This is a genomic window from Rhodococcus sp. UYP9 (genome assembly GCF_040547235.1).
Taxonomy (GTDB): Bacteria; Actinomycetota; Actinomycetes; order Mycobacteriales; family Mycobacteriaceae; genus Rhodococcoides.
This window is the reverse complement of the sequence record NZ_JBEPPH010000001.1, coordinates 771819-795895: the sequence shown is the minus strand read 5'-3', so window position 1 is coordinate 795895 and position 24077 is coordinate 771819. Positions and strand designations below refer to the sequence as shown.

The 24077-nt window shown below is 64.0% G+C and carries 18 protein-coding genes; 8 read left to right on the top strand and 10 right to left on the bottom strand.

Annotation, left to right across the window (positions count from 1 at the left end):
- Positions 1-29 precede the first annotated feature (29 nt).
- Positions 30-245, top strand: a complete 216-nt coding sequence (locus ABIB36_RS03705) for an autophagy-related protein 2 (RefSeq protein ID WP_256895664.1) — start codon at positions 30-32, stop codon at positions 243-245.
- Between the two features lies 1 nt (position 246).
- Here the strand turns inward: ABIB36_RS03705 and ABIB36_RS03700 are convergent, their stop codons facing one another.
- On the bottom strand, positions 247-636 hold the full coding sequence (locus ABIB36_RS03700; RefSeq protein ID WP_084347289.1) for an SRPBCC family protein: 390 nt from the start codon (positions 634-636) through the stop codon (positions 247-249).
- Between the two features lie 81 nt (positions 637-717).
- On the opposite strand from ABIB36_RS03700, the gene ABIB36_RS03695 reads away from it, so the two are divergent.
- Positions 718-1371: a DUF1707 SHOCT-like domain-containing protein gene (locus ABIB36_RS03695; RefSeq protein ID WP_084347473.1), complete on the top strand. Its 654-nt coding sequence runs from the start codon at positions 718-720 to the stop codon at positions 1369-1371.
- Positions 1372-1461: 90 nt separating this feature from the next.
- Positions 1462-3339 carry a DUF2339 domain-containing protein gene (locus tag ABIB36_RS03690; RefSeq protein WP_354559187.1) on the top strand — a complete coding sequence of 626 codons (1878 nt, stop codon included), beginning with the start codon at positions 1462-1464 and terminating at the stop codon, positions 3337-3339.
- A gap of 24 nt (positions 3340-3363) precedes the next feature.
- On the opposite strand, the gene ABIB36_RS03685 is transcribed toward ABIB36_RS03690, so the two are convergent.
- The 5 genes from ABIB36_RS03685 to trmB all read right to left on the bottom strand — a co-directional run bounded on the left by ABIB36_RS03685 (position 3364) and on the right by trmB (position 12453).
- A complete protein-coding gene (locus tag ABIB36_RS03685) occupies positions 3364-5256 on the bottom strand; it encodes an HNH endonuclease signature motif containing protein (RefSeq protein WP_354559186.1) in 1893 nt (630 codons plus the stop codon).
- A gap of 48 nt (positions 5257-5304) precedes the next feature.
- A complete protein-coding gene (locus ABIB36_RS03680; protein WP_354559185.1) occupies positions 5305-7500 on the bottom strand; it encodes an MMPL family transporter in 2196 nt (731 codons plus the stop codon).
- 229 nt (positions 7501-7729) lie between these two features.
- On the bottom strand, positions 7730-10975 hold the full coding sequence (locus ABIB36_RS03675; RefSeq protein ID WP_084347292.1) for an MMPL family transporter: 3246 nt from the start codon (positions 10973-10975) through the stop codon (positions 7730-7732).
- Positions 10976-11680: an NYN domain-containing protein gene (locus tag ABIB36_RS03670; RefSeq protein ID WP_084347293.1), complete on the bottom strand. Its 705-nt coding sequence runs from the start codon at positions 11678-11680 to the stop codon at positions 10976-10978.
- Entirely contained in the window at positions 11677-12453 is a 777-nt protein-coding gene (gene trmB, locus ABIB36_RS03665; protein WP_179142335.1) for a tRNA (guanosine(46)-N7)-methyltransferase TrmB, read from the bottom strand. Before trmB ends, ABIB36_RS03670 begins: the two co-directional genes overlap by 4 nt.
- Positions 12454-12621: 168 nt before the next feature.
- On the opposite strand from trmB, the gene ABIB36_RS03660 reads away from it, so the two are divergent.
- From ABIB36_RS03660 to ABIB36_RS03645, 4 genes are all read left to right on the top strand, one after another.
- A complete protein-coding gene (locus tag ABIB36_RS03660) occupies positions 12622-13668 on the top strand; it encodes a hypothetical protein (protein ID WP_354559184.1) in 1047 nt (348 codons plus the stop codon).
- Complete coding sequence (locus ABIB36_RS03655) at positions 13665-15197, top strand: P-loop NTPase family protein (RefSeq protein WP_354559183.1); 1533 nt, start codon at positions 13665-13667, stop codon at positions 15195-15197. The genes ABIB36_RS03660 and ABIB36_RS03655 overlap by 4 nt, the downstream gene beginning before the upstream one ends.
- Before the next feature lie 43 nt (positions 15198-15240).
- On the top strand, positions 15241-15534 hold the full coding sequence (locus ABIB36_RS03650) for a DUF6802 family protein (RefSeq protein ID WP_354559182.1): 294 nt from the start codon (positions 15241-15243) through the stop codon (positions 15532-15534).
- 310 nt (positions 15535-15844) lie between these two features.
- The gene (locus ABIB36_RS03645; protein ID WP_354559181.1) at positions 15845-17677 is read left to right on the top strand and encodes a phosphoenolpyruvate carboxykinase (GTP); all 1833 of its coding nucleotides are present in this window, start codon (positions 15845-15847) and stop codon (positions 17675-17677) included.
- Positions 17678-17860: 183 nt separating this feature from the next.
- Here the strand turns inward: ABIB36_RS03645 and ABIB36_RS03640 are convergent, their stop codons facing one another.
- The 3 genes from ABIB36_RS03640 to ABIB36_RS03630 all read right to left on the bottom strand — a co-directional run bounded on the left by ABIB36_RS03640 (position 17861) and on the right by ABIB36_RS03630 (position 21106).
- Positions 17861-19318 carry an aldehyde dehydrogenase gene (locus tag ABIB36_RS03640; RefSeq protein ID WP_084347299.1) on the bottom strand — a complete coding sequence of 486 codons (1458 nt, stop codon included), beginning with the start codon at positions 19316-19318 and terminating at the stop codon, positions 17861-17863.
- Positions 19319-19389: 71 nt separating this feature from the next.
- Entirely contained in the window at positions 19390-20277 is an 888-nt protein-coding gene (locus ABIB36_RS03635) for an ROK family protein (RefSeq protein ID WP_354559180.1), read from the bottom strand.
- Between the two features lie 16 nt (positions 20278-20293).
- Positions 20294-21106 carry a class I SAM-dependent methyltransferase gene (locus ABIB36_RS03630; RefSeq protein WP_084347301.1) on the bottom strand — a complete coding sequence of 271 codons (813 nt, stop codon included), beginning with the start codon at positions 21104-21106 and terminating at the stop codon, positions 20294-20296.
- Between the two features lie 107 nt (positions 21107-21213).
- Here ABIB36_RS03630 and ABIB36_RS03625 point away from each other — a divergent pair, with 107 nt between their 5' ends.
- Positions 21214-22416 (top strand): glycosyltransferase family 4 protein, encoded by a 1203-nt coding sequence (locus ABIB36_RS03625; RefSeq protein WP_084347302.1) that lies wholly within the window; start codon positions 21214-21216, stop codon positions 22414-22416.
- Here the strand turns inward: ABIB36_RS03625 and ABIB36_RS03620 are convergent.
- Positions 22375-24024: an MmpA family trehalose lipid delivery protein gene (locus ABIB36_RS03620; protein ID WP_502944870.1), complete on the bottom strand. Its 1650-nt coding sequence runs from the start codon at positions 24022-24024 to the stop codon at positions 22375-22377. The genes ABIB36_RS03625 and ABIB36_RS03620 overlap by 42 nt on opposite strands.
- Between the last annotated feature and the right edge of the window lie 53 nt (positions 24025-24077).

Genomic DNA, 24077 nt, shown 5'->3' with positions numbered 1-24077 from the left:
GCTCGGGGCAACCCCACCCCATGAGTGAGATGGACAAGCCAGTGGATACGACGGTGGACCCGACCGAGAAGTCGGCCGGCCTCGATGCGGACGGTGCGCAGAGCGCGGCCGAGCGTGGGGAGGCCGTCCGCGAGTTCGACGACCACCTCGACGGGTCGGGGGACAAGCCGACGTTCCCGACCCCTGATGCCGCGGAGGTCACCGACACCGAGACGGACCCGAAGACCACGACGCGGACCGAGTAGCTCAGCTCTTGACCAACTGGTTGAGGGCGAGCTTGGCGATCGGAACATACGGAAGCACCAGCCCGGGAAAGCCGTCGACCGTCAACCACGTCCGTGAACCGGCCGGATGGGACTCGACGCCGTGGGTCAGCGTCAAGCCCAGCGCGCGGTTCTGCCACCAGGCCTGCCACGTCCAGGTATGAGCCGCCTCGTCGACGGCGAGCACGCGGAAGTCGATCCGAATCCAGAGTGGTCCCTCGACTCTGCCCGAGGTATCGGCAACCAGCCGTTCGCCGTCGTAGTCGACCCCGCTGATCTGTGGCGCCCACGTCGACCACATATCGGGGTTCATGTAGCGCTCCCACACAATCCCTGCGGGAGCCGAACCGGTCGCATCGATCGTGATCTCCATACTGTGGGCTGTACCCGCGAGCCGGCCCAGCGAACCTTGCAGTTCCAGGCAGTCGCTTTGCCTGGGCATTATCCTGGTTTCATGGAGGCCAGGAATCTGCGAGTATCGGATGCCGAAAAGGAACATGTCGGTGAGTTGCTCCAGCGTGCGGTGGGTCTGGGGATGTTGTCCCTCGGGGAGTTCACCGAACGTATGGACACCGCGCTTACCGCGAAGACGCGTGGTGAGCTGAACGCTGTCGTGGCGGATCTGCCCGGGATGCAGATAGCCGAGCAGTATCGGCCGTCGGTCCCCGCGGCCTCGGCGCCGTATCAGCAGAGCGCCCCCGCCTACGACCGGGCGCATACGGTGTCGTGGGATCGAAGTCAGGCTTCGGTCGTCCGCGGCACGATGTCGACGGTGTCGCGCAAAGGTCCTTGGAACGTGCCACCCCGGATGGCGATCGACAGCAAACTTTCGAATGTCACGCTGGACTTCACGCAGGCAATCATGTCGACGCAGGTCGTCGAGATCATGGTGAGCGACTATTGCAGCACTATCTCGCTGATCCTGCCCCCGGCGGCTACCGCTGACCTCAACGGCCTCGAAACAGTCGGGGGGAGTGCCAACAACAAGGTGCGCACCGGCCCGCCGATCGGGCCGCTGCACGTCATCGTGCGCGGGAAGGTCCGGTTCGGGACACTCACCGCCAAGCATCCACTGGGTACGTCACTGCGACGGATGTTCGGCAACTGAGCGTTTCCGTAACGCGGTTAGGCAAACCCCTAGGTAAGGAGGAGTAGAAATACTCAGCCGTTGCCGGGAACCGTCCGACATGATCTGTCCATGACGAATCCGCGTAGTGCCGGTGTCGATCCGCAGTTGGTAGCCAGATTGTCCGGTCAGTTCGCAGCACTGGGAGAGCACCTCCGGCAGGTTTCCGGCGAACTCGGGCAGCTGCATTCACAACTGGCAGCTCAGCAGGCACCGATGTTCCCTGCCCAGCCTCAGGTATTCGCCCAGCCGCGGCCCTTCACTCCGCCCCAGCCCCAGCAGTTTCCTCAGCCCCAGCAGTTTGCCCAGCCCCAGCAGTTTGCCCAGCCCCAGCAGTTTGCCCAGCCCCAGCAGTTCCCTCGACCACCCCAGCCTGCACCGCCCCGGCCTGCCGCGCCGAAAAAAGAGCCATGGTGGCAGCGGGACGGTGTGATCTCTCGGCTGCTCGCGATCGCCGGTGCCGGAGTGACATTGATCGGCATCGTGATGCTGCTGGTTCTGGCAGCACAGGCAGGATGGTTCGGGCCGGAGCTACGTGTCGGTGCGGGAGCGGCATTCTCGTTGGCGTTGGTGTACATCGGGTCCCGGATTTTCGGTCGATCCGGCGGCAGGGTCGGTGGCATCGCCGTTGCGGCGACCGGAATTGCCGGTCTGTATCTCGACGTCGTGGCCGTCACCGTGATCTACGAGTGGCTCGAGCCGGTTCTCGGTTTGGCCGCTGCTTTCGGTATTGCGTCGGCTGGTATCGCGCTGGCGGTGTCGTGGCGTTCGCAACCGATGGCGGTGTTGATCCTTACCGGCGTCGCCGTGTGTGCACCGGTGGTCAGCGGCGGAATCACGTTGTCGCTCATCGGTTTTTACGCTGCTACGTTCATTGCAACCTTCCCCGCCCAGCTCGGACGTGACTGGCCGCTTTTGAATGCCGCGCGCACACTGCCGATCGTTGCCGCTACGTTGCTGGGAATCTCGGCGGCCTCGCCCTCTGCAATCGACACCGGTGATGCCGTCACCCTGCTGATCGTTGCATCCGTCGTCGCGGCATTCGGGTTGGGAAGCTCGCTCGAACTCCTTCGCCGCAACGCAGCCGACTCGATGGCATCGGCGATGATGGCGCTCGGTGCACTGCCGATCCTCTTGGTGGGCACCCTGTTCGAGCGTTGGACACTCGCGCTGGTCGAACTCCTGGTCGCCGTTGCCTGCGCGGCAACTATCGCCTTGGCGCGCTGGTTGCCGGTGCATGCCAGGATTGTGTTTTCGCTCCTCGGCGCGGCGGCGCTGCTGCAGGCCGTCGTCGTTCCGACCGCAGTGGAACTGCGTCCGCTCACGCTGTTGGTGGTCGCTGCTGCGGCACTCGTTCTCGCGCATAAGCTCTCGTCCAAGATCGCGTACTTCCTCGGCGGTGCATTCGCCGCACTCGGGACCATCGGTTTCGTTGTCATCGCACCCGTCGACGGCCTTGTGGATGCGGACTACGCCACCGGGCATGTCGGCATCGTGGTTGCCGGGCTGCTGTTGGTAGCGGTTGCGGCGGGCCTGGTTCTGGTTGCTGTCCAACTCGGTATTGTCGAGGAGAACGTGCAGTCTTGCTGGGTGTTCGCAGGCATTGTCTCACTTTACGGTCTGACGTCCGCGACGGTCGCCCTCGGAGTGGGAGCAATCGGCGGCACAACAGGATTCATCGCGGGTCACTGTGCGGCCACTATCGGATGGATGGCGGTGGCCATGGCATTGCTGATCATGGGACTCCGGAGTGAGAAGTACGCGCACACTGCACTATTGGCGGGCTTGTCCCTGACCACTGCTGCGGTGGCCAAGCTGTTCTTGTTCGATCTGGTTGCTCTCGATGGGCTCTTCCGTGTCGGCGCCTTCATCGGCGTCGGACTTCTGTTGCTCTTCGCGGGCACCAGGTATGCAAAGGTATTCGCAGACCGCGAGTCCGAACAGGTATAGGTAGGTGCGGACGAACCCGCCGGCTCAGTAGGGTGCTGGTCGGCGGCGTTCGCGGGCATTTCCGGCAGCGCGGTGTTCCCGAAAGCGGCGGCGGAGGTCGCGGATTCTCCGCTGAGCGTCGTCGGTGCCGGCCCGGGCGAGTTCGGAACGCGAGGGCGGGTGCGTGTGGGGAGGCATGTGTTTCTCCCACCAGGTCGGACCGTCCGGGCAATCCTCCGGGGGCGCCGGATGCCTTTTGCGAACGCGAAGTGGCGGGGCATCCGGAACCGAGAAGTCGGGCAATGTGATTCGTCTGGAACCGGCATTGCCCGTCCACAGGATCGCGCCACCGGATAGCATCGCGCACGCCCACATGCGGGCAGTCTTCGCTTGATGATGACAAGTACATACCGGGTGCAGATTGGATCCGACCGTCCATCCACCTGCCCGAGGATTGTCCTGATCGAACGGGACGATGTGGTCGAGTTGGCACCGAGACGACGGCGTGTCACAGCCCGGAAATGTGCACGTGCGGTAAGCCATTCGGACCATCGAGGCCACAGCTTTCGAAGGCCGATACGTCAACGCTCCGGGTGGTGGACCGTCGAGTCCGCCGTGCCCGTCAGGGAACACTCCTGCAGCCTTCGATGGATCACGCTCGATCTCGCGCAGGACTGAATCGACGTAGCGGCGTAGGGCAGAGTCCTCCCCTGGGGTGTGCAGGTAGATCTGGTGTGGGCCTGGTCGAGGAACCTCCGCTGCCCCGCGAACTCTGCCGCGCCCGAGGATCCTCCGAAGTACCTGTTTGACCCGCGGTAAGGGCGACTCCGGCTCGTCATCGTGGGTGTCGCTCGATCCTGGATCGGATTGTTCGGCAACCGGATTGTCTACCGCGCCCGTGCGTTCAGTGGCGTTCTTCCTAGTGGGCCTGATGGCACTCGTCTCGTCCGTCGCGACAGTCTCAGGTTCGGTACCCGAGCCGGTGCTTCCACCTCGGTTCACCTCGAGCACCTCGACCAACTCGGTCAAGATTGCCTGCCACCGTGCGTCTTGGGCCAACATCCGCACCAGGTCCGGATCGAATGCCGTCCCGTCGGGCAAGGTCGCCGGTGTCGAGGACAATCCCAACAATGTTTCGACGTCGATGAGGATGTTGAGTAGATGACCGCGTCGCGGAGCGATCTCTTCCGCGACACCCGCTGCCGTACACCCCTCGCTGCGCTCGCACCGGCACGCCAAGGCGTGCTCGCCGTACAGCAAAGCCAACAATCCATCCACGCGGCGCTGCTGGCCTGTACGCGGATCCTTTGTGCATACGGTCGCGGCGATCTCGGAAATCAGGGCCTCCGCCTCGGCCCCTTGCAGATCCGACATCTGCGCGCGCAGTACAGACATCCCGGTACCGTCCTCGTGGACGCTGACTCCGGTCGAGGCTGCCTTCGCTTGCGTCTGTGCCGCAGTCGCTTCCGCTCTGTCGAATTGCATCCACAAACTCCACACCCGGTTTCGCAAGCGGCGTGGTGCCATACTTTCGGCTGCCGCGAGAGCTTGGAATTCGATCGCCTTCACGGTGCGTGCGCTGGCTTTGTCGAGCACCGATGCCAGCACCACTACTCGTGCCCAGTCGATGCCCCCGAATATCAACCGCAGCGCCGTCAAGGGCAGGTGGTTCAACGCTTCGGCGGTATCGAGGAGAGTGCGGCCTGTCGACAACGACACCGTCAGTTGCGTCGAGATCTCACAGAGCACTTCACGATGACACTCCGACGGATCTCCGCCGCACTCCTCGGCATCGGCGAGGCGGCGATCGAGGATCTCGCATACTGCCTCGACCAGGCGGCCGCGACGAACATTCTCCGCGGACGCGCATTCGGTGAGGATGTCGAGCATGCCGCCAACAGCCTGGTCAGCAGTCTCGATGAACCTCGATTCGAACATACTGTCGAGTGTAACTTCTCTTACCGACACAAACTCGAAACCCAGAGATCAACGTGCGCTTGCTGATTCGCGCCCAGCCGAAGTCGCGACGCTCTCATCCTCCAAGGCCGGCTCGCCGAGACCGGTTCGACGCTGGATTCGTTTCATCCATTCCGGTGCCCACCAACAGTTGTCGCCGAGAAGCTTCATTGTTGCCGGGACCAGGAACATGCGGATCACCGTCGCATCGATGATGAGCGCGGCAATCATGCCGAAGGCGATGTACTTCATCATCACCAGGTCTGAGAACGCGAACGAGCCCGTCACCACGATGAGTATCAGTGCTGCCGCGGTGATGATGCGTCCGGAATGCGAAGTGCCGATTCGGATTGCGTCGGTGGTGCTTGCGCCCTTGTCTCGTGCCTCGACCATCCTCGAGAGCAGGAAGACTTCGTAGTCGGTGGACAGTCCGAAGACGATTGCGCCGATGAGCAGCAGAATCATCGCCATGATCGGACCCGGGGTGAAGTTCAACAACTCCGAACCGTGTCCGTCGATGAAGATCCACGTCAGAATGCCCATCGTCGCACCCAATCCCAGCGCGGTCATGAGCACTGCCTTGATGGGCAGAATCAGCGACCCGAACGTCAGGAACATCAACAGCGTCACGATGAGGACTACCAGGATTGCGGTGAGCGGCAGTCGATCCACCAGTGCCGCAATCGAGTCCTGTTCTATTGCAGGCGTTCCCGTGATCTGCACGCTTGCGCCGTCCGGAACTTCGATGCCGCGCAGGTAATCGAGTGCAGGCTGGGAATCGTTGCGGTCCTCGAGGCCTGCCTTGAAGACGATGACACCGTCTTTGCTTGCACCGGTAGGTGTGAACTTCTCGACGAGTCCGGGAGCTTCGTTGGCTTGCTTGGTGATCTGCCCGAGGGATGCGCCCTGCGCGTTCGATATCACCAGCTTGAGTGGCTCGGTGCGTTGTCCAGGGAACAGTTCGTCGAACTGAGATTGCGCCACCCGCGTCGGGTTGTCGGGCGGAAGATACGTCTCGTTGATTCCGCCGAATTCGATCCTTCCCACCGGAAGGGTCAGCACCAGCAGCGCGAGCACGATCGTGACGGCAACCTTGACGGGACGCCGCATGACCCAGCGGGTCAGCTTGCCCCACATGCCGTTCTCGATTTCCTCGGACGACTTGGTTTTACGCATGAACTTGAAGCCCAGCGCGTCGACGCGTGGACCGAGAACTGCAAGCAGCGCAGGTAGGACGGTCACCGCGACGAGAGCGGCCAGCGCGACGGTAGCGATGGATCCGTATGCGACGGACCGAAGGAAGCCATGCGGGAACAGCAGCAGGCCACCGAGACTGGCAACGATCATCGTCGCAGAGAACGTCACGGTGCGCCCCGCCGTCATCACGGTGCGGCGGACTGCCTTTCGCGTCGAGTATCCGTCGCCGAGTTCCTCACGGAAGCGGGAGACGATGAAGAGTCCGTAGTCGATTGCAAGGCCGAGTCCGACCATCGACACCACCGGCGCCACGAATGTGTTGACTTCGGTGAAGTTGGTGAACAGCTTGACGATTCCGTTGGCGCTGACCACCGTCAAGGCGCCGACGACGAGGGGGAGCGCAGCCGCGACGATTCCACCGAAGATGAAGAACAAAAGGACTGCAACAGCAGGAATGGCGAGGATCTCCATTCGATGAATGTCATCGGCCATCGTCGATTGCAAGGCCCCGGCAACCGCTTGGAGTCCCGCAACCTGGACGTCGACGCCATCGATGTAGAACGCGTCCTTGACGGCTTGGAAGTTGTTCGTCAGGGCCGTCTCGTCTTCGCCCACTATCGCGATGCTGGTGACAGCGTGCTGTTTGTCCGTGGTTGCCAGTGCGGCTGCGCGGGCAGCACCGTCCACGGTGAAGTAGGTGCCGTTGATCTTGGCGATCTGGGCAGGGTGTTCTGCGACAAGCGAGTTCAGGTTGGCAGTGACCGCGGCAGTGAATTCCGGATCGTCCACCGTCTTTCCCTCGGGAGCGGTGTAGAGCACGATGACATCGCCCTCTGCGTCACGTCCGAACGTGTCGTCGGCGAACTGAGCAGCACGCACCGATTCCGAACCGGGGTCGTCGAAGCCGCCCTGGCTCAGTCGATTCTCGAATCCGACCCCGTACGCGGCCAAACCGAGAAGGCCGGCCACCATGACTCCGATGACCGTGAATCGCCAGCGGTGGACAAGATCCCCCCATCGGGCGAACACTCAGGTCACTCCTCGAAGTTCGGCAATGACAGCCATGCTTCCCCCATCTCGACGTAAGACACCACACATCGCCCCAGCGACTCGATCTGTGGTCGTGATCTTGCTTCCCAGGGGACAACGGTCGGAAAGAATGCAGCGTTCCCGAATTTCACACTGTGAGATTCCACAGCGGTGTCTTACCTTCCCGGCACCGAGAGCGATCCAGGATTGTGATTCGACTGCGGTAGGGCTACTTCCGACGCTCTCGTGCGAGGAGTTCGCTGACGCTCAAGGCCTGCTGCCCGCCGCGGTGGCGTCCGCTGTCGATATCGGCTTCCGCGGGATCAGGATTGACGGGATCGTTGATTCGACGTCGACCTTGCGACGGGGTGTCTGCGCCGACGGTCGAGTCCGTGCGCTCGGGGCCGGTAGGCGTCGGCGGATCATCAGGGGTCTCGTTGCGTCGGCCGGGCGCATTTCGAGTCGTGATGTCGTAGCGCGTACGCGGTTCGCTCGGACGGGCACCAGCGCCGCTACCAGCGGAACCGTTGGTGTGGGACCCATTGTCGGCGCCGTTGGTGTGCACGCCGTTGGTCGAGGTGCCGTTGGTGGGGGAGCCGTTGGTGTGAGCGCCGTTGGTGTGAGAGCCGTTGCGAGGAGAGCCGTTGGTCTCGCGACTTTCGCCGGAACCGCCGCCTTGAGTGTAGTCGCGGTTCCCACCGGTTCCGGTGCGCGAGCCGTCGGACTCACGGCCGGTCGAACCATTGCTGTAGGAGCCGTTACGGGCACCGTTGGACACCGACCGCTCGGCAGGCGTCGCTGTGGCCTCCTTCGACGCTTCGGGAGAGTCGGTAGGCGCACGTAGATCCGCCAGCCAGCTCTCGATCGAGCGGGAGTCCGGTGCGGCGGCCCGTACAGGCTCCGGGGTGCGGGGTGGCTGCTGCCTGACCACCGGCTGCTCAGGAACTGCAGGCTGTTCCGGGACCACCGGCTGGTGCCGAACCACCGGCTGCTCGGGAACTACAGGTTGCTGCCGAACTGGTGGCTGCTGCCGAACTACCGGCTTCTGGGGCTCCGGTTGCGCGACGGGGGGAGCGGCCCGAACAATCTCGGCTGCCTGGGTGTCTTCGGATGGTGCCGTGGCAGGCTTGCCCGTCGCCGAACGCCGTTCTGCTTCTTTTGCTGCATAGGTCGATCGAACGGGGCCAGCGCTCGCAGGCGCGATCATCGGGATCGGTTCGGTCAGAGGTTCTGCGGCTCGTGGCGCCGGCCTCATCGGCGGCTTCACTGTGGTGAGCGGGCGTCCGCCGACGAGTGCGAGCTCGGGGACGTCGTCCGGCATCAGCTCGTCCTCGAGGATCGTCTCGCCGAGTCCGAGCCGCTGCTGAATTCGCTTCATCCACTGTGGCGCCCACCAGCAGTCGTCGCCGAGCAGTTTCATGGTGGCAGGGACGAGGAACATGCGGATGAGCGTCGCGTCGATGATGAGTGCGGCGATCATGCCGTAGGCGATGTACTTCATCATCACCAGGTCGGAGAACGCGAATGCGCCTGTCACGACGATGAGGATCAGGGCGGCCGCGGTGATGATTCGGCCGGTGTGCGAGGTTCCGATGCGGATTGCCTCGCTGGTGCTGGCTCCCTTTTCGCGGGCTTCGACCATACGAGAGAGGAGGAAGACTTCATAGTCGGTGGATAGTCCGAAGACGATGGAAATGATCAACACCAACACTGGTGCCATGATCGGCCCTGGCGTGAAGTTCATGAAGCTCGCGCCGTTGCCGTCGATGAAGATCCACGTCAGAATGCCCATCGTCGCGCCCAACCCGAGCGTCGTCATGAGGACAGCCTTGATAGGCAACACCAGCGATCCGAAGGTCAAGAACATCAACAGCGTCACTACGAAGATGACCAGAAGTGCCATCAGCGGCAGGTTGTCGATGAGGGCGGCGATACTGTCCTGCTCGATTGCAGGAGTACCCGTCACCATCACCGTGGCCCCGGCGGGCACGTCGATACTTCGCAGATAGTCGATGGCAGGCTTGGAGTCGTTTCGGTCGACGAGGCCGGCCTTGAAGACGATGACGCCATCTTTGCTCGCGCCGTCGGGAGCGAACTTTTCGATCAGCCCGGGGGCCTCGTTGGCCTGCTTGGTGATCTGTCCGAGGGATGAGCCTTGCGCGTTGGAGATGATCAGCTTGAGCGGTTCGGTACGCAACCCGGGGAACAGTTCGTCGAACTCGCCCTGTGCTTCACGAGTGATGTTGTCGGGCGGCAGGTAGGTCTCGTTGATTCCACCGAACTTGATATTGCCGACGGGGAGCGTCAGCAGTACCAGGCCGAGCACGATGGGGATCGTCACCTTGAGCGGGTTCTGCATGACCCAGCGGGTCAGCTTGCCCCACATGCCGTTCTCGATTTCCTCGGACGACTTGGTCTTGCGCATGAACTTCAAACCCAGCGCGTCGACGCGTGGGCCGAGGATCGCGAGCATTGCAGGCAGAATCGTGATCGCTGTCAGTGCGGCGAGCGCGACGGTGGCGATCGAGCCGTAAGCAACGGATTTGAGGAAGCCCTGCGGAAAGAGCAGTAGGCCGCCCAGGGAGGCGACGATCATCGTCGCCGAGAAGACCACGGTGCGGCCTGCGGTCATGACGGTGCGTCGGACAGCTTGGGTGGTGGAATAGCCGTCGCCGAGCTCTTCTCGGAATCTGGACACGATGAAGAGCCCGTAGTCGATCGCCAAGCCCAACCCGACGAGAGAGACCACCGGTGCGACGAAGCTGTTGACCTCGGTGAAGTTGGTGAAGACCTTGACGATTCCGTTGGCTCCGACGACCGTGAGCCCACCGACGATCAAGGGCAACGCCGCGGCTACGACGCCACCGAAGATGAAGAAGAGTAGGACCGCCACGGCGGGAATGGCGAGCAGTTCCATCCGGTGGATATCGCCGGCCATGGTGGACTGCAAGGCGCCGGCGACTGCCTGCAGACCGGTGACCTGCACGTCGACGCCGTCGACGTAGAAGACGTCCTTGATTTTCTGAAAATTGTTGGTCAGCTCGGTGTCGTTGTCACCGACGATCGCGATACTGGCGATGGCGTGGGTTCTGTCCGGGGTGGCCAGCGCCGGGGCGCTGACGGCGTTGTCGACCTTGAAGTAGGTGCCGTTGATCTTGGAGATCTGGTCGGGATGCTCGCCGACGAGAGAGTTGAGGCTGTCGGTGACCTTCGCGTTGAAGTCCGGGTCATCGATGGTTTTACCTTCGGGCGCGGTGTAGAGAACGATCACGTCGCTGGACTGATCACGCCCGAAGGTCTCGTCGGCGAGGCGAGCGGCCTGGGCCGACTCCGAACCCGGGTCGTCCCAGCCGCTCTGGCTCAGATGGTCGTTAAGATCCAACCCGTACGCTGCGAAGCCCAGAAGCCCGGCCACCATGACTCCGATGACCGTGAACCGCAAGCGGTAGACGAGATCTCCCCATCTGGCGAACACTTAAGAAACTCCTTGACGCCCGACGAGAAGGGCGGACAGTGGTCGGAACGGCTGCAGCCATGCGCCTTCGTCCGGCAGCGAGTCGAGACTCACGCGAGGCAGAGACTCACGGAAGACCCCGGGAATGTCCTCGAGGTCGAGGAACTCCAGAGTCTCCGATGTGACCGCCCAGCTTGCGTGCTCACGGAATCCGAGCACCTGAACGGGCACACCTGTTGCGGCGATGCTCTCCAGTGGCTCACGAAAGGCCTGGCCATCCGCCGAAGCGACCATGACTCCGGCAAGCCCGCCACCGCGATTGCGAAACTCGATGTGGTCGAGCATGTCGTCGTCGACATCACTGTCTTCGTCCACCTTGGGCTTGGCGAACACCGCGAAACCCACGTTACGCAACGCTTCGACCCAGGGTCGAACGACGTCGGCGCTGCCTGGGGCGATATTGGTGAAGACCGTTGCCTCGGCTTCGAGGATCCCCGAACCGTTGGCCGAGAGTTCGGCGGTGCGCTGCAACAGCCATCGGCCCAGCGCATCGAACCGTGGGCGGTACGCCGCAGTCGGCCTGCCGCCGAGAATTGCACCGAGCCCCATGTCGAGGTTGGGGGCATCCCACACCAGAAGCACTCGCTTGTTGTGATGAGAATCACTTGTGTCGAGGGCGGGTATGGGAGCGAAAGCTGTATTCGGTACCTCTTCGCTGACGCTCATGGTGTGATCTTCCCCCATATCAACTCCGTCACCGAGCTACCCACAAGTTGGGCTTTGCCCTCGAACTTGGTGACGGGTCGCTCGTGTGTCATCGGAGACTCCCAATCGAGAACGGTCAGCAACGGTTCTGCGTTCCCGGCCTCGGCGATCCATTCTGCATACTCGGCGTGATCGGTCGCGACATGCAGAACTCCGCCCGGCTTCAACCGGTCGGCGATCATCGCGAAGGTGGGGGCCTGCAGCAGCCGTCGTTTGTGGTGGCGGACCTTGGGCCAGGGATCCGGAAAGAACACCCGGACGCCCGTCAACGATTCAGAGGTCAGCATGTTCTCCAACACGTCCATCGCATCGCCGCGAAGTAGACGAATGTTGTCGATCTCCTCGCGCTCGATCTGCTGCAGCGTCTGAGCGAGACCGGGGCGGTAGACCTCGACCGCCATCAAGTTCACGTGCGGTTCGGCCTGTGCCATCGCGGTCGTGGCGGTACCGGTTCCGGATCCGATCTCGAGGATCGTCGGCCCTTGACGGCCGAACCACCCATCGATGTCGATGAGGTCGTCGGCGACATCGCGACCGATCTTCGGCCATAGCGTGTCCCAGGTGGTCTGCTGCGCGGCGGTCAAAGCGCCGCGCCGGGAGCGAAAGCTCGTCACCCTCGGGTACAGCCTGGACCCTCGATTCTGGCCCTGGTTGTCCCCTGGTTCGAGGTTCGGCGTGGTGCTTTGTGCGTCGTTCACTGGACCATTGTCGCCCATCGGCAGAGTGTGTGGCAGATGGGTCTGGAGTTGAAGTTGAGACTTTCTGTGTAGATGCAGGCCAGCAGGTGTCTGCTGTGGAAAGTTTCTGGCGGGTCTGTGTCAGAATCGGTCGGCACGACGGGTTGGGGCCCTGTCGTGAGCACAAAACCCGGTTACGTGCAGCAATCTCGGTGGGGGGACGTCATGAGCGGAGTGAACCAGGGTCGAATGCGCTCACTTGCGTCGAGTGTGTCCGAGCGCGATCCGGCTTCGGGCCACGAGATCGAGCTCGCTCTCGACCGCTGCTTCGCCCGGATTCGCGTTCAAGTGGGAGGCCGGGTCGGGGTGGGCAAGTCCTCGGTGCGGGCCGTGCTGACGTCGTCGACAGTCCCCGCATTCACTGACGTCGAGATCACCGAGACCGCTGCGATGGACGTGCCGAGCGCACCCGACCCCGATCTCGACGGGGACGTAGTGGTCTATGTGCTTACCAGTGGCGCCCAGAAGGCGGACGTCGACGCTGTGGCATCGGCTTCGCACGTGGTGCCGGTACTGGCAAAGGCAGACACCGTCGACGATCTTGCGGGGGTGCTGGACCGGCTGACGTCCGCGGTCGGCATCGAAGTGCTTCCGTTGATGGGAACGATCGCCCGGACGGTGTCGGAGGGCGAGCCGAAGTCCTTCGACATGCTTCGCCGCGCGGCTCCGCACCTTTCCTCGGACATGATGCTGACACGGGAGAGATTTCTGCGCGCCGATATTTCCCCCTCGTCGGTGTCAGACGAAGTGCCGACTGCGGCCGAGCGTGACGTACTCGTCGAGCACATCGAAATCCTCGGTGTGCGCACCGTCGCAGAGGCCCTGCAGTCCGATCCCACGATGGATGACGTGCGGATTCGGCTCCTGCTGCTCGGCGTCAGTGGCGCGGCGCGGTTCACCGACACAGTCCGGCGGAGTGTCGAGCGGGTGCGCGTCGAAAGGCAGGCCCGCCTACTGCACCGGTTGACCGAACTTGCTGCCGAGCATCCGACGAGCGCCGAGGAACTCGAGACCTTCCTGACCTCCGACGAAGCAGTGCTGGCGATCATGCGGTCGGCGTTGGATGCGCTCGGTGAGACGGTGGAGCCCGGGGACAAGGTCGAAGCGGCCGCACTGTGGCTTGCACGCGCGCAGTCCACCGGAGATCCGAACTACAGCCGGGCAGCACGCGCGATCTCGCGGGGGTATCTACGAATGCGAGTCCACTCGTGATCGACGTACCCGCAGACATGGACAGCGTCGTTCGCCGGTGGTATCCGATAGGGACAGACGACATCGCGAACGCACGGCGCGCAGTTCCCCGTGGCGTCTATCTCTCCGGCGTCGGCGGATCGGGCGTCTCTGCCGTCGAAAGGGAATTGGCCGTCGCAGCCGACGGGGTACTCGAGTGGGCTCATGACGTCACCACGGCAGCGTTGGTGGTCTACGTACTCGACGCGTCCGCACCGCTCGGCCGCGACGCCCTGGCCGAGCTGGCGCCCGCGTTGGAATCGACGACCGTCGCTGTGGTGATCAACAAGATCGATGCCCACCGAGATTGGCGTGAGGTTCGGCGATCGGTGTCGGCAGTGATCAGCGAGCGCGTTCCTCGTGCCGTCGACGTGTCACTGTGGCCCACTTCCGCCAAGCTCGCCGAGTGCAGTCGCACGTCGGCAGATCGCGACGCGCGGGCCTCGCTCGCGGACGAGTCGGGAATCGATGCGCTCGGGGCCTTCGTCTGCTCAGCGATGGTGCAGTCGGACCGCGCGGTGCGCGAGCGGAAGTACAACGCAGCCGTACGTGCTGCCGCCGCGGGAGCGCGTCGCGAGATCGTGAACAAGGCGCGGGCGGTGACGAGTGCGTCGACGACAGCCGGACTGCGCGCAGAGCGGGCTCGGCTCGCCGACTCACGTGATCGCGGCCGGACCGACCGCGCCGCGACGTTGCGTAGCAGGCTTCAGTTGACCCGCGCGGAAACGATGCACGAGATCAACGAGGCGATACGTCAATTCACCTCTGATGCAAGAGAATCCGTCGATACGGCGAGCAGAGCGGAACTTTCGCAACTACCCGCGCATCTGACTCGGCTGCTCGAACGTGCCAGAGACGGGGTGGAATCCTCGTTGGTGGCAAGGCTGCGCTCGATCGATGCCGATCTCGGTTTGGGCGCGGAAGTGCCCGGTGAGGTCCAGGCTCGGACCGAGATCGAGGAACCGACCCAGCGTCGCCGAAGTATGGAAGACCGCATCATGATTTTCGTCGGCGCATCCGCCGGTGTCGGGTTGGGTCGCATTGCGGTGTCGCCGTTGTCGATGGTGCCCGCGCTGGCGATTGCCGTCATTCCCGTCTCGCTGATACTCGGCGCCCTCGCTGCGTGGTGGTTGGTGCGCGCCCGCTCGCTGGTTGCCGATCGGGTACATGTGCGTACGTGGGCGTACGAGAGGGCAGGATCGGCCAAGTCATTGTGGGAGCAGAGTGCGCTCGCCCGAATCCTTGCTGCCGAGACCGCGTTCGCGCAGGCGGAGGGTGAGACCTCACGTGCGATGGCGATCTCGGCCGAGACCGAACTCGGACGAGTCGAGGCCGCACTGAGAGGTGCCGCGCAACATCGGGCGGCGGTTCTCGCAGCGTGCGACAGGGACCTTGCATCGCTGGATCGTGGAATCGAGAAGTTCGACGTGTCCGATCCGGCGAATACTCACCGGAGATCTATCGAGCCGAGGGTGGAACCGACGCGTTCCGCGGCGCGTCTGAACAGGTAGGGGTGCGACAGTACTGTCCGTACGAGACATCGAGGTGGGGACCATGGACTTTACCGACGCGTTCTTCGTAGACGCGAGTACCGCGGCCGACCCCGACGAACCGTCGGAGGCGCCCTCGACACAGATGTTCGACGTCGACGGCGATGGGTTCGACGAAACTCGGGTGACTCACACCGATGCCGGCGTGACCATTGCACGTGACGCCGACGCCGATGGCGTGATCGAAACCTTCACAAGTTTCGGGCGTGACGGCGGTTACCAATCCTGGGAGATTTTTCGTACCGCCGACGGATCCTCGCGGTGGGAGCGCACCGATTCGGGCGAGATATTCGATTAGTTGTAGTTGATCGTTCTTCCATGTCAGTACCGATAACGTCGTCGGCGCGAATCGACTTTCCATCAGCTGAATCGTTCTTGTGACCAATCGGACAACACCCCGGTTCCGGAACGGCGTCACTCGGCGTTAACCTGAGACCAGGACACCCGGCGCCCGTGTTCTCGATTGACGTGACCGGTAGGATGCGGTATACGCAATTCGGCAATCGGGCAGCGCCCCACAGAAAGGGATGATCAGGTTTGCTTTGTACCGCTGCTCAGCCCGGCAGCGACGAAGTGTATCTGGTTCCGGCTCACCCCAGGAGAGTTAGATGACCTCAGCGACCATTCCCGGTTTGAACGGCACTGATGCCGCACTTCCCACCCAACACAAGGAACTTCTTGCGTGGGTGCGGGAAGTAGCAGAACTCACCGAGCCGGAGCGGGTGGTCTTTGCTGACGGATCCGACGAAGAGTGGGAGCGGCTCACCACACACTTGGTGGACGCAGGCACCTTCACGCGGCTCAACGACGAAAAGAAGCCGAACTCGTTCCTCGGCAATTCCGATCCGTCCGACGTTGCACGCGTCGAGTCGCGGACGTACATCTGTTCCAAGGAAGAGATCGACGCAGGCCCCACCAATAATTGGATGGACCCGTCGGAGATGCGTGAGCTGATGACCGGGCTCTACCGCGGCTGCATGCGCGGACGCACCATGTACGTCGTCCCGTTCTGCATGGGCCCGCTCGCCGCCGAGGACCCCAAGTTGGGTGTGGAGATCACCGACTCGGAGTACGTCGTCGTCTCGATGCGCGTCATGACTCGTATGGGCTCGGTAGTACTGGACAAGCTCGGCAACGACGGCTTCTTCGTCAAGGCACTGCATTCGCTCGGCTCTCCGCTCGCCGACGGCCAGGACGACGTCCCGTGGCCGTGCAACAGCACCAAATACATCACCCATTTCCCCGAGGACCGCGAGATCTGGAGCTTCGGTTCCGGTTACGGCGGCAACGCTCTGCTGGGCAAGAAGTGCTACTCGCTGCGCATTGCGTCGGCAATGGCTCACGACGAGGGCTGGCTCGCCGAGCACATGCTGATCCTCAAGCTGATTTCCCCGGAGGACAAGGCCTACTACATCGCCGCGGCATTCCCGTCCGCATGTGGCAAGACCAACCTCGCAATGATTCAGCCGACCATTCCGGGCTGGCGCGCCGAGACCATCGGTGACGACATCGCGTGGATGCGCTTCGGCAAGGACGGCCGTCTCTACGCCGTCAACCCCGAATTCGGTTTCTTCGGTGTCGCACCGGGAACCAACTGGGATTCCAACCCCAACGCGATGAAGACCATCGATCAGGGCAACTCGTTGTTCACCAACGTCGCACTGACCGACGACGGCGACGTGTGGTGGGAGGGCCTCGAAGGAGACCCGCAGCATCTGATCGACTGGAAGGGCAACGACTGGACGCCCGAGTCCGATCAGAACGCCGCACACCCCAACTCGCGCTACTGCGTGCCCATGGCTCAGTGCCCGTCGATGGCGGCCGAGTGGGACGACCCGGAGGGTGTGCCGATCTCGGCGATCCTGTTCGGTGGACGCCGCAAGACGACGGTTCCGCTGGTCACCGAGGCACGAGACTGGCAGCACGGCGTGTTCATGGGCGCCACCGTCGGATCCGAGCAGACAGCAGCAGCCGAGGGCACGGTCGGAACCATCCGCCGCGACCCGATGGCCATGCTGCCGTTCCTCGGCTACAACGTCGGTGACTACTTCCAGCACTGGATCGACCTCGGCAAGAACGCCGACGAGTCGAAGCTCCCGAAGGTGTTCTACGTCAACTGGTTCCGCCGCGGCGACGACAAGCGCTTCCTCTGGCCAGGATTCGGCGAGAACTCCCGCGTCCTGAAGTGGATCGTGGAGCGCATCGAGCACAAGGCCGAAGGCGTCGAGACGCCCATCGGTGTCGTCCCGACGGCAGCTGCACTCGACATCACGGGACTCGACACCACCGTCGAAGACGTCGCCGAGGCTCTCGCGGTGAACCTCGACGAGTGGAAGGCCGAGATCCCACTGATCGAAGAGTGGTTCGAGTTCGTCGGTGAGAAACTTCCCACTGGAATCAAGGACGAGTTCGAAGCACTGAAGCAGCGTCTGGGCGCATAGTCCGACACAACGAAGCGGGGCTCACCCTTTTGGGTGGGCCCCGCTTCGTTTGTGTGGGTGGGTTCAGCGGCGGCCTTCGGCGGCGAAATTTACTCCTGCTGTTGGAATTCGAACCCCCTGCAGGCGGTTCGAATTCCAACTAGGTGAGCGGATTATCAGACGCCGAACCCCCGCCGGCGGAAATCAAGCAGTTGGCGCTACGTACCCCGGCGGCATGAGGACCGACTTGAGTTCGCAGTACGCCTCGAGGCCTTCGGGGCCGCTTTCGCGTCCGATGCCGGAGTTCTTGTAGCCACCGAACGGGGCGCTCGGATCGAAGGCGTACCAGTTGATCGCCGATGTGCCCGTGCGGATCTGCGCGGAGACCTCGACGCCGTGTTCGATGTCGGTGGTCCAGACCGATCCGGCGAGGCCATAGGTGGAGTCGTTGGCGATCTTGATGGCTTCGTCTTCGGAGTCGTATGGAATGACCGCGAGGACCGGGCCGAAGATTTCTTCCTGGGCGATCGTCATCGAGTTGTCGACATCGGCGAAGATGGTCGGTTCGACGTACCAGCCTTTGTCCAACCCCTCCGGGCGTCCGCCGCCGAGGACGAGACGTGCACCTTCTTCTTTGCCCTTTGCGATGTATGCCTCGACGCGGTCGCGCTGCTTCTCCGAGATGAGGGGGCCGAGTTGTGTTGCGGGGTCCGTCGGATCGCCCATCTTCATCCAGCCGGCTCCCGCGACCATGGCGTCGACGATCTCGTCGTAGCGCGAGCGCGGGGCGAGGATGCGAGTCTGTGCGACGCAGGCCTGCCCGCTGTTCATGAGTCCGGAGAGCAGCAGCATCGGAATCGCCGACGCGATGTCCACGTCTTCGAGCAGGATTGCTGCGGACTTGCCGCCGAGTTCGAGTGAGCATCGTTTGAGTTGTTGCGCGGCTGTTGCGCCGATGCTGCGGCCGACGTCGGTGCTGCCGGTGAAGGTGACCTTGTCGACGAGTGGGTGCGCGGTGAGGTATTTACCTGTCTCGGCTCCACCGGGAAGGACCGAGAGCACGCCTTCCGGTAGTCCGGCCTCGGTCAGGAGGTCGGCGAGCAGGTTGGCGGACAACGGTGTTTCCGGGGCGGGTTTGAGCAGTACCGAGCAGCCTGCGAGCAATGCGGGCGCCAACTTGTTGATCGCGAGGAACAGTGGGACGTTCCATGCAATGACGGCGGCGACGACGCCGACGGGTTCGCGGGTGATGTTGGACTGGCCGAATGCGCCGTGCCGGGTTTCCTTCCAGGGGAAGGTCTCGGCGAGCGAGACGTAGTAGTTGAGCGCCGCCAATGCAGGTGTCTGTTGGATCATCCCGACCATGGTGTGCGGGGCGCCCATTTCGCCCGAGATCACCTCGGTGAGCTCGGCGCTCTTTTCCTCGATCAACTTGGCGAAGTTGGCGAGCACCTGCGCTCGTTCGGCGGGGGAGGATCGGGCCCACGGGCCGGAGTCGAAGGCGGTGCGCGCGGCCTGTGCCGCCGCGTCGATGTCGGCGGGCGCGGCTACGGGAGTCCTCCCGACGCGCTCCTCGGTAGCGGGTGAGAAGACGTCGAGCGTCTCCTCGGTTGACGGTGCGGTCCAATGCCCGCCGATGAACAGCTTGGCGAAGTCGGTCATGAACCGAGACTAGAACACGTTGCAGTAATTCGGAAGGATTCGACCGATGCGTATGTGCGAGAGCTGCTGGATCAGGTGGCCGAGGCCGCAAGCACCGCAGCCCCGGTCAACGTTCCTACCGCACCCAGTTTCGCCGGCACGATCGTGAGCCCGTCGAGGAACCTCAGCCGCGCATGCAGCGCGGCGGACTCTTGAATGGGATCCCACAGCGGTGGGCCTGCCTGTGCGAACCCTCCGCCGATGACCACGAGCTCTACATCGACCAGAGCAGCGGCCGACGCGATTGCCTGACCCAGCGCTACGCCCGCGCGCTGCAATGTCGTCACCGCTACGACGTTTCCGTTCGCGGCATCCTCGGCCAACTCGGCGCCGGTGGTGCCGGTCCAGTCTTGTTCTTGCGCCCATCCGACCGCGGATGGCCCGCTCGCGACGGTCTCCACGCATCCGAGGCCGCCGCACGAGCAGGAGGCCGTCGAGCCGGGGACGACGATGTGGCCGATGTGGCCGGCATTTCCGCTGCGGCCGTGCACTATCTCGCCGCCGAGCACCAGACCGCCGCCGACGCCGGTGGAGACGACGACGCTGATGAGGTTGTCCACGCCCTGCGCGGCGCCGAACCGATGTTCGCCGAGTGCCGCGCACCCACCGTCGCCGGCCAGACGCGTCGTGGCGTCGGGAAACTTCTCGGCGATTTCCCCGGTGAGGTCGAAACCGCCCTTCCATTCGCCGATGTTGATCGGTGCGACAGTCCCGGCGACCAGGTCGACCGGGCCTGCGCACGCAATACCGATGGCGGCGATGTCCGCTCCCGCTACGACCGCGTCGAGCAATTCGGAACATGCTTGCCACACATCGACTTTCGGGGTGGAAACGACGAGAGCCTCGCCGGGTCTACCGTCGGCGTCGACGATCGCCGCAGTGATCTTGGTGCCCCCGATGTCCAATGCCAACGCTGTCATATGTCCCAAACTACTGTCAGCGTGCGTCGGCGCGCAGGACCACGACGAGGTTGCTGGCAAGAAATTCGCGAAGTACCGGAACGCGGATCATCCACCACGCCCATTTCGGGTGGTAGCGCGGAAATGCGGCCAGCACAGTGCCCCGCGTAGTCTCGCGGGCCCACCGCAGTCCCTCCGATGCTCCGACGTCGAACAGGGATTCACCGAAGCGATTCTTGGGTTCACGGCCATGCTTGCGGAGGTATCTGCGGGCTGCGAACTCGCCGCCGAAGTAGTGCCAGGGACCGGTTTCGTGACCGCCGAACGGTCCCCGCCACAGCGTGTACGACAGGACCATCAGCCCTCCGGGTTTGGTGACACGTAACATTTCCTCGGCCATGACCCACGGTTGACGCACGTGTTCGGCGACGTTCGAGGAAAAGCACACGTCCACGCTGTCATCGCGAAACGGCAACGCCATTCCCGATCCGCGGACGCTGCCGTGCGCGTTCAGACCGGCGGCGTGCATCTCCGTCGCATCCGGTTCGACCGGGATGTACCGGGCTCCGCTGGCGCGGAAGACGTCCGCGAAATAACCGGGCCCGCCGCCGACGTCCATGACCACGCGATCTTCGAGACTGTCACCGGTCAGGCCCTGGTACAGATCACCGATGAGTTCGACGGAATCGCGGGCCAGGGCGCTGTAGAAGATGTCGGGAGCGCTCTGCTCGTGTCCGAAATCCCGAAGCAGGCTCACCGACCGGCGAAGGGTCGCGCGCTGGGCGAAGAAGCGGGTTACGGGTCGCTCGACACGGCGCGAGCTCGCGAATCGACCCTGTGGACGTGGCACGTTGCAAAAGAGTAGGGGAATGCACCCTGTCGCGACGCCGCGGGGCGGGTGAACCGTTAAGGTGTCGGGAGTTCATATTCGATTACGCCGTGATGGGGGAGCCAGCTGTGCGCGAGGTGCTCTTGCTCTGTTGGCGCGATACGGGCCATCCCCAGGGCGGCGGCAGCGAACGCTACCTCGAACAGGTCGGTGCCGGCCTGGCGCGACGCGGAGTGCGGGTGACGCTGCGGACGGCGTCGTATCCGGGTGCTCCAGCGCAGGAGATCGTCGACGGTATCCAGATCAGCCGCGGTGGTGGCCGATTGAGCGTGTATCCGAGGGCTCTTGCTGCGATCGCTGCCGGCCGGCTCGGGTTCGGGCCGTTGCGCGGGATCAACCCGGATGCTGTCCTCGATACGCAGAACGGCATTCCTTTCTTCTCGCGTCTCGTCGCGGGCGCGCCGGTGACGTTGCTGGTTCACCATTGTCATCGGGAGCAGTGGCCGGTGGCGGGCCCGTTGATGGCGAAGATCGGTTGGTGGCTCGAGAGCACGGTCTCACCGCGCGTTCATCGGCGTAATCAGTATTTGACGGTGTCGTTGCCGTCAGCGGATGAGCTCGTTGGGCTCGGAGTCGACCGCGATCGGGTCGCCGTGGTTCGAAACGGCGCGTCCCCGGCGGCGTCGGTCGGTGGGGCGCATACCAGAACCTCGCATCCGTCGCTGTCGGTGTTGTCGAGGCTGGTGCCGCACAAGCAGATCGAGGATGCGCTCGCTGCCGTGGCCACCCTGCGACGGCAGCTCCCGGACCTGCATCTCGACGTCGTCGGTGGCGGCTGGTGGGAAGAGAACCTGCGTGAGCGTGTGCGTGAGCTCGGCATCGAAGGCGCTGTCACGTTCCACGGACACGTCGACGAAGAACGTAAACACGAACTGCTCGGCCGCTCCTGGGTTCATGTGATGCCCTCGCGTAAGGAGGGATGGGGCCTTGCCGTCGTCGAAGCAGCTCAGCATGGCGTCCCGACCGTCGGCTACCGCAGTTCGAAGGGCCTGACCGATTCGATCATCGACGGCGTGACCGGGGTGCTGGTCGGTTCCGAAGGGCATGACCGTGACGTGCCCGCACTCACCGAAGCCATCGGGGAACTGCTGCTCGACGCCGATGTCCGCGCCGACCTGGGCGAGAAGGCCCGGGTCCGCGCGCTCGAGTTCTCGTGGGAGCAATGCGCGCAGGGTGTGGAGAGTGTGCTGGCAGCGTCGGTACTGGGCGCCCATGTCTCCGGGCTCGTGTCATCTTCGCAGCAGGCCCCAGCAGAGTCCGCCCACCAGTAACAGGGCCCACACCAGGTGCGCGGCCACGACGATCCAGTACGACACAGGACCGACGTCGGTGGTTCCGATTGCCCCCGGCACTTGGTACAACGCCAGTTCGTCGTCGGCGTAGACGCGTTCGAGTTGGTCCAGCGTGTCCGCCGACTCGCCGAGCAGTCCGGGCGTCGTGCGCTCGATAAGGACCCAGCCGACGCCCAATTGTGCCAGTTCGGCTGCGGATCCGCCGTCGAGCAACGTCTTTTCGACGGCGGAAGCGCGGCTGCCCTCGCCGCGTACCGACCCGCCGGCGACGATGAGTTCACCGGTCTGTAGGACGTCGAGCGGGAGCATTCGTGGTGCGGGATCGAGCACGGGCGCATCGCCGCTGTAAGGGAAGATGCGGAAGATTCCTGCAGGCAGCACCGCCACGTCCCCGTCGCGGCCCTGGAGTTCTTCGGCGACAGCGTTCCACGACGGCGGATAGTCGACGGGGGTGAGCTTGCCAGAGACTCCCCACACCAGGTCCGGTAGTGCCAGGAGCAGCGCTGCGATGGCCGCGACGGCAGGGACCCACGGCATTCGAATTCTTGCGCCGAGCCACATGACTCCGGCGGCGGCGGCGAGCACGTAGAACGGCATCGCCAGTGCGAGAAATTTCTGGCTGTCTCGCAGCAGGCCCGCACCTGGGATGTCCTGCGCCGCCCACTCGCCGACGCGTAGGCCGATTCCGGTAGCGCCGAGCGCGGGCATGACGACGGCGAGGACGGCCACGACGGCGAGGGCGGTGATGATCGGGTTTCTGCGTCGACGCCACAGTGGTCGCAACCCGACTGCGACGACGGCAAGCAGCAGAAGTGTGCCGAGGACGGCGAAGTGTGTCGTGCGGGTGGCGGGGACGGCGTCGGCGTTCCAGATGCCTCCCAGGCCCGCCAGGCTCGCAAGTGTGCCGAGGCCGGGTTCGGCCCGGGCAGCGAAGGCGCCGACGCCTGCAGGGTCGGTGCCGAGGGTTCCGCCGCCGGATACGGCGGTGGCCAGCAGCCAGGGCGAGGAAGCGGCCAGCGCAAGCAGTCCCGTCAGTAATACCCGCCGGGGGCGCCGCAGTCCGGAGGGCAGCGCAACGACGACGAGGGCGGTGACGGCCGCGAGGATCGCTCCCGTGGGCGTGAGCCCTGCAGCGGCGAGGCAGACTGCCAGCCCCGGCCCTGCCCGTCCTTGCCACCGTCCCGTCTCGCGCAGCGTCATCGCTGCGGTCACTGTCCACGGAAGCGCGGCGTAGCCGACGAGCAGACTCCAGTGCCCCTGCAGCAATCGCTCGCCCACGTAGGGATTCCAGATGGCCAGGGTCGCGGCGGTGAGCAACGCAGGCGTCGTCGCGGTCGGCAGTAACCGGCGAACCATCACCGCGGCACCCCAACCGGCGAACCACAGCGCCAGCGTAAGAATCGTCTTGACCACGAGTCCGCCGTCGAACACGATGGACAACGCGGCGATGGCGCCGTCTTGCGGGACTGCACGGGCGGCAGCGTCGGTGGTGCCGAGCGCGGAATCGGTGAAGTAGGACCGAGGGGTGCTGACCGCGTCGCGAAGGAGCAGATAGCCGTTCCCCCAGAGCGGGCCCAGGACGATCATCGCCAGAACGAAGCTCCACACGGCCGGTGCCGCGGTTCGACTGCGCTGCGTCC

Coding starts and splice junctions, on each gene's coding strand:
- ABIB36_RS03690 (WP_354559187.1), top strand. CDS start 1,462: ATGACGAATCCGCGTAGTGCCGGTGTCGATCCGCAGTTGGTAGCCAGA.
- ABIB36_RS03695 (WP_084347473.1), top strand. CDS start 718: ATGGAGGCCAGGAATCTGCGAGTATCGGATGCCGAAAAGGAACATGTC.
- ABIB36_RS03660 (WP_354559184.1), top strand. CDS start 12,622: ATGAGCGGAGTGAACCAGGGTCGAATGCGCTCACTTGCGTCGAGTGTG.
- ABIB36_RS03705 (WP_256895664.1), top strand. CDS start 30: ATGGACAAGCCAGTGGATACGACGGTGGACCCGACCGAGAAGTCGGCC.
- ABIB36_RS03620 (WP_502944870.1), bottom strand. CDS start 24,024: ATGATCGTCCTGGGCCCGCTCTGGGGGAACGGCTATCTGCTCCTTCGC.
- ABIB36_RS03700 (WP_084347289.1), bottom strand. CDS start 636: ATGGAGATCACGATCGATGCGACCGGTTCGGCTCCCGCAGGGATTGTG.
- ABIB36_RS03670 (WP_084347293.1), bottom strand. CDS start 11,680: ATGAGCGTCAGCGAAGAGGTACCGAATACAGCTTTCGCTCCCATACCC.
- ABIB36_RS03640 (WP_084347299.1), bottom strand. CDS start 19,318: ATGACCGACTTCGCCAAGCTGTTCATCGGCGGGCATTGGACCGCACCG.
- ABIB36_RS03645 (WP_354559181.1), top strand. CDS start 15,845: ATGACCTCAGCGACCATTCCCGGTTTGAACGGCACTGATGCCGCACTT.
- ABIB36_RS03635 (WP_354559180.1), bottom strand. CDS start 20,277: ATGACAGCGTTGGCATTGGACATCGGGGGCACCAAGATCACTGCGGCG.
- ABIB36_RS03685 (WP_354559186.1), bottom strand. CDS start 5,256: ATGTTCGAATCGAGGTTCATCGAGACTGCTGACCAGGCTGTTGGCGGC.
- ABIB36_RS03650 (WP_354559182.1), top strand. CDS start 15,241: ATGGACTTTACCGACGCGTTCTTCGTAGACGCGAGTACCGCGGCCGAC.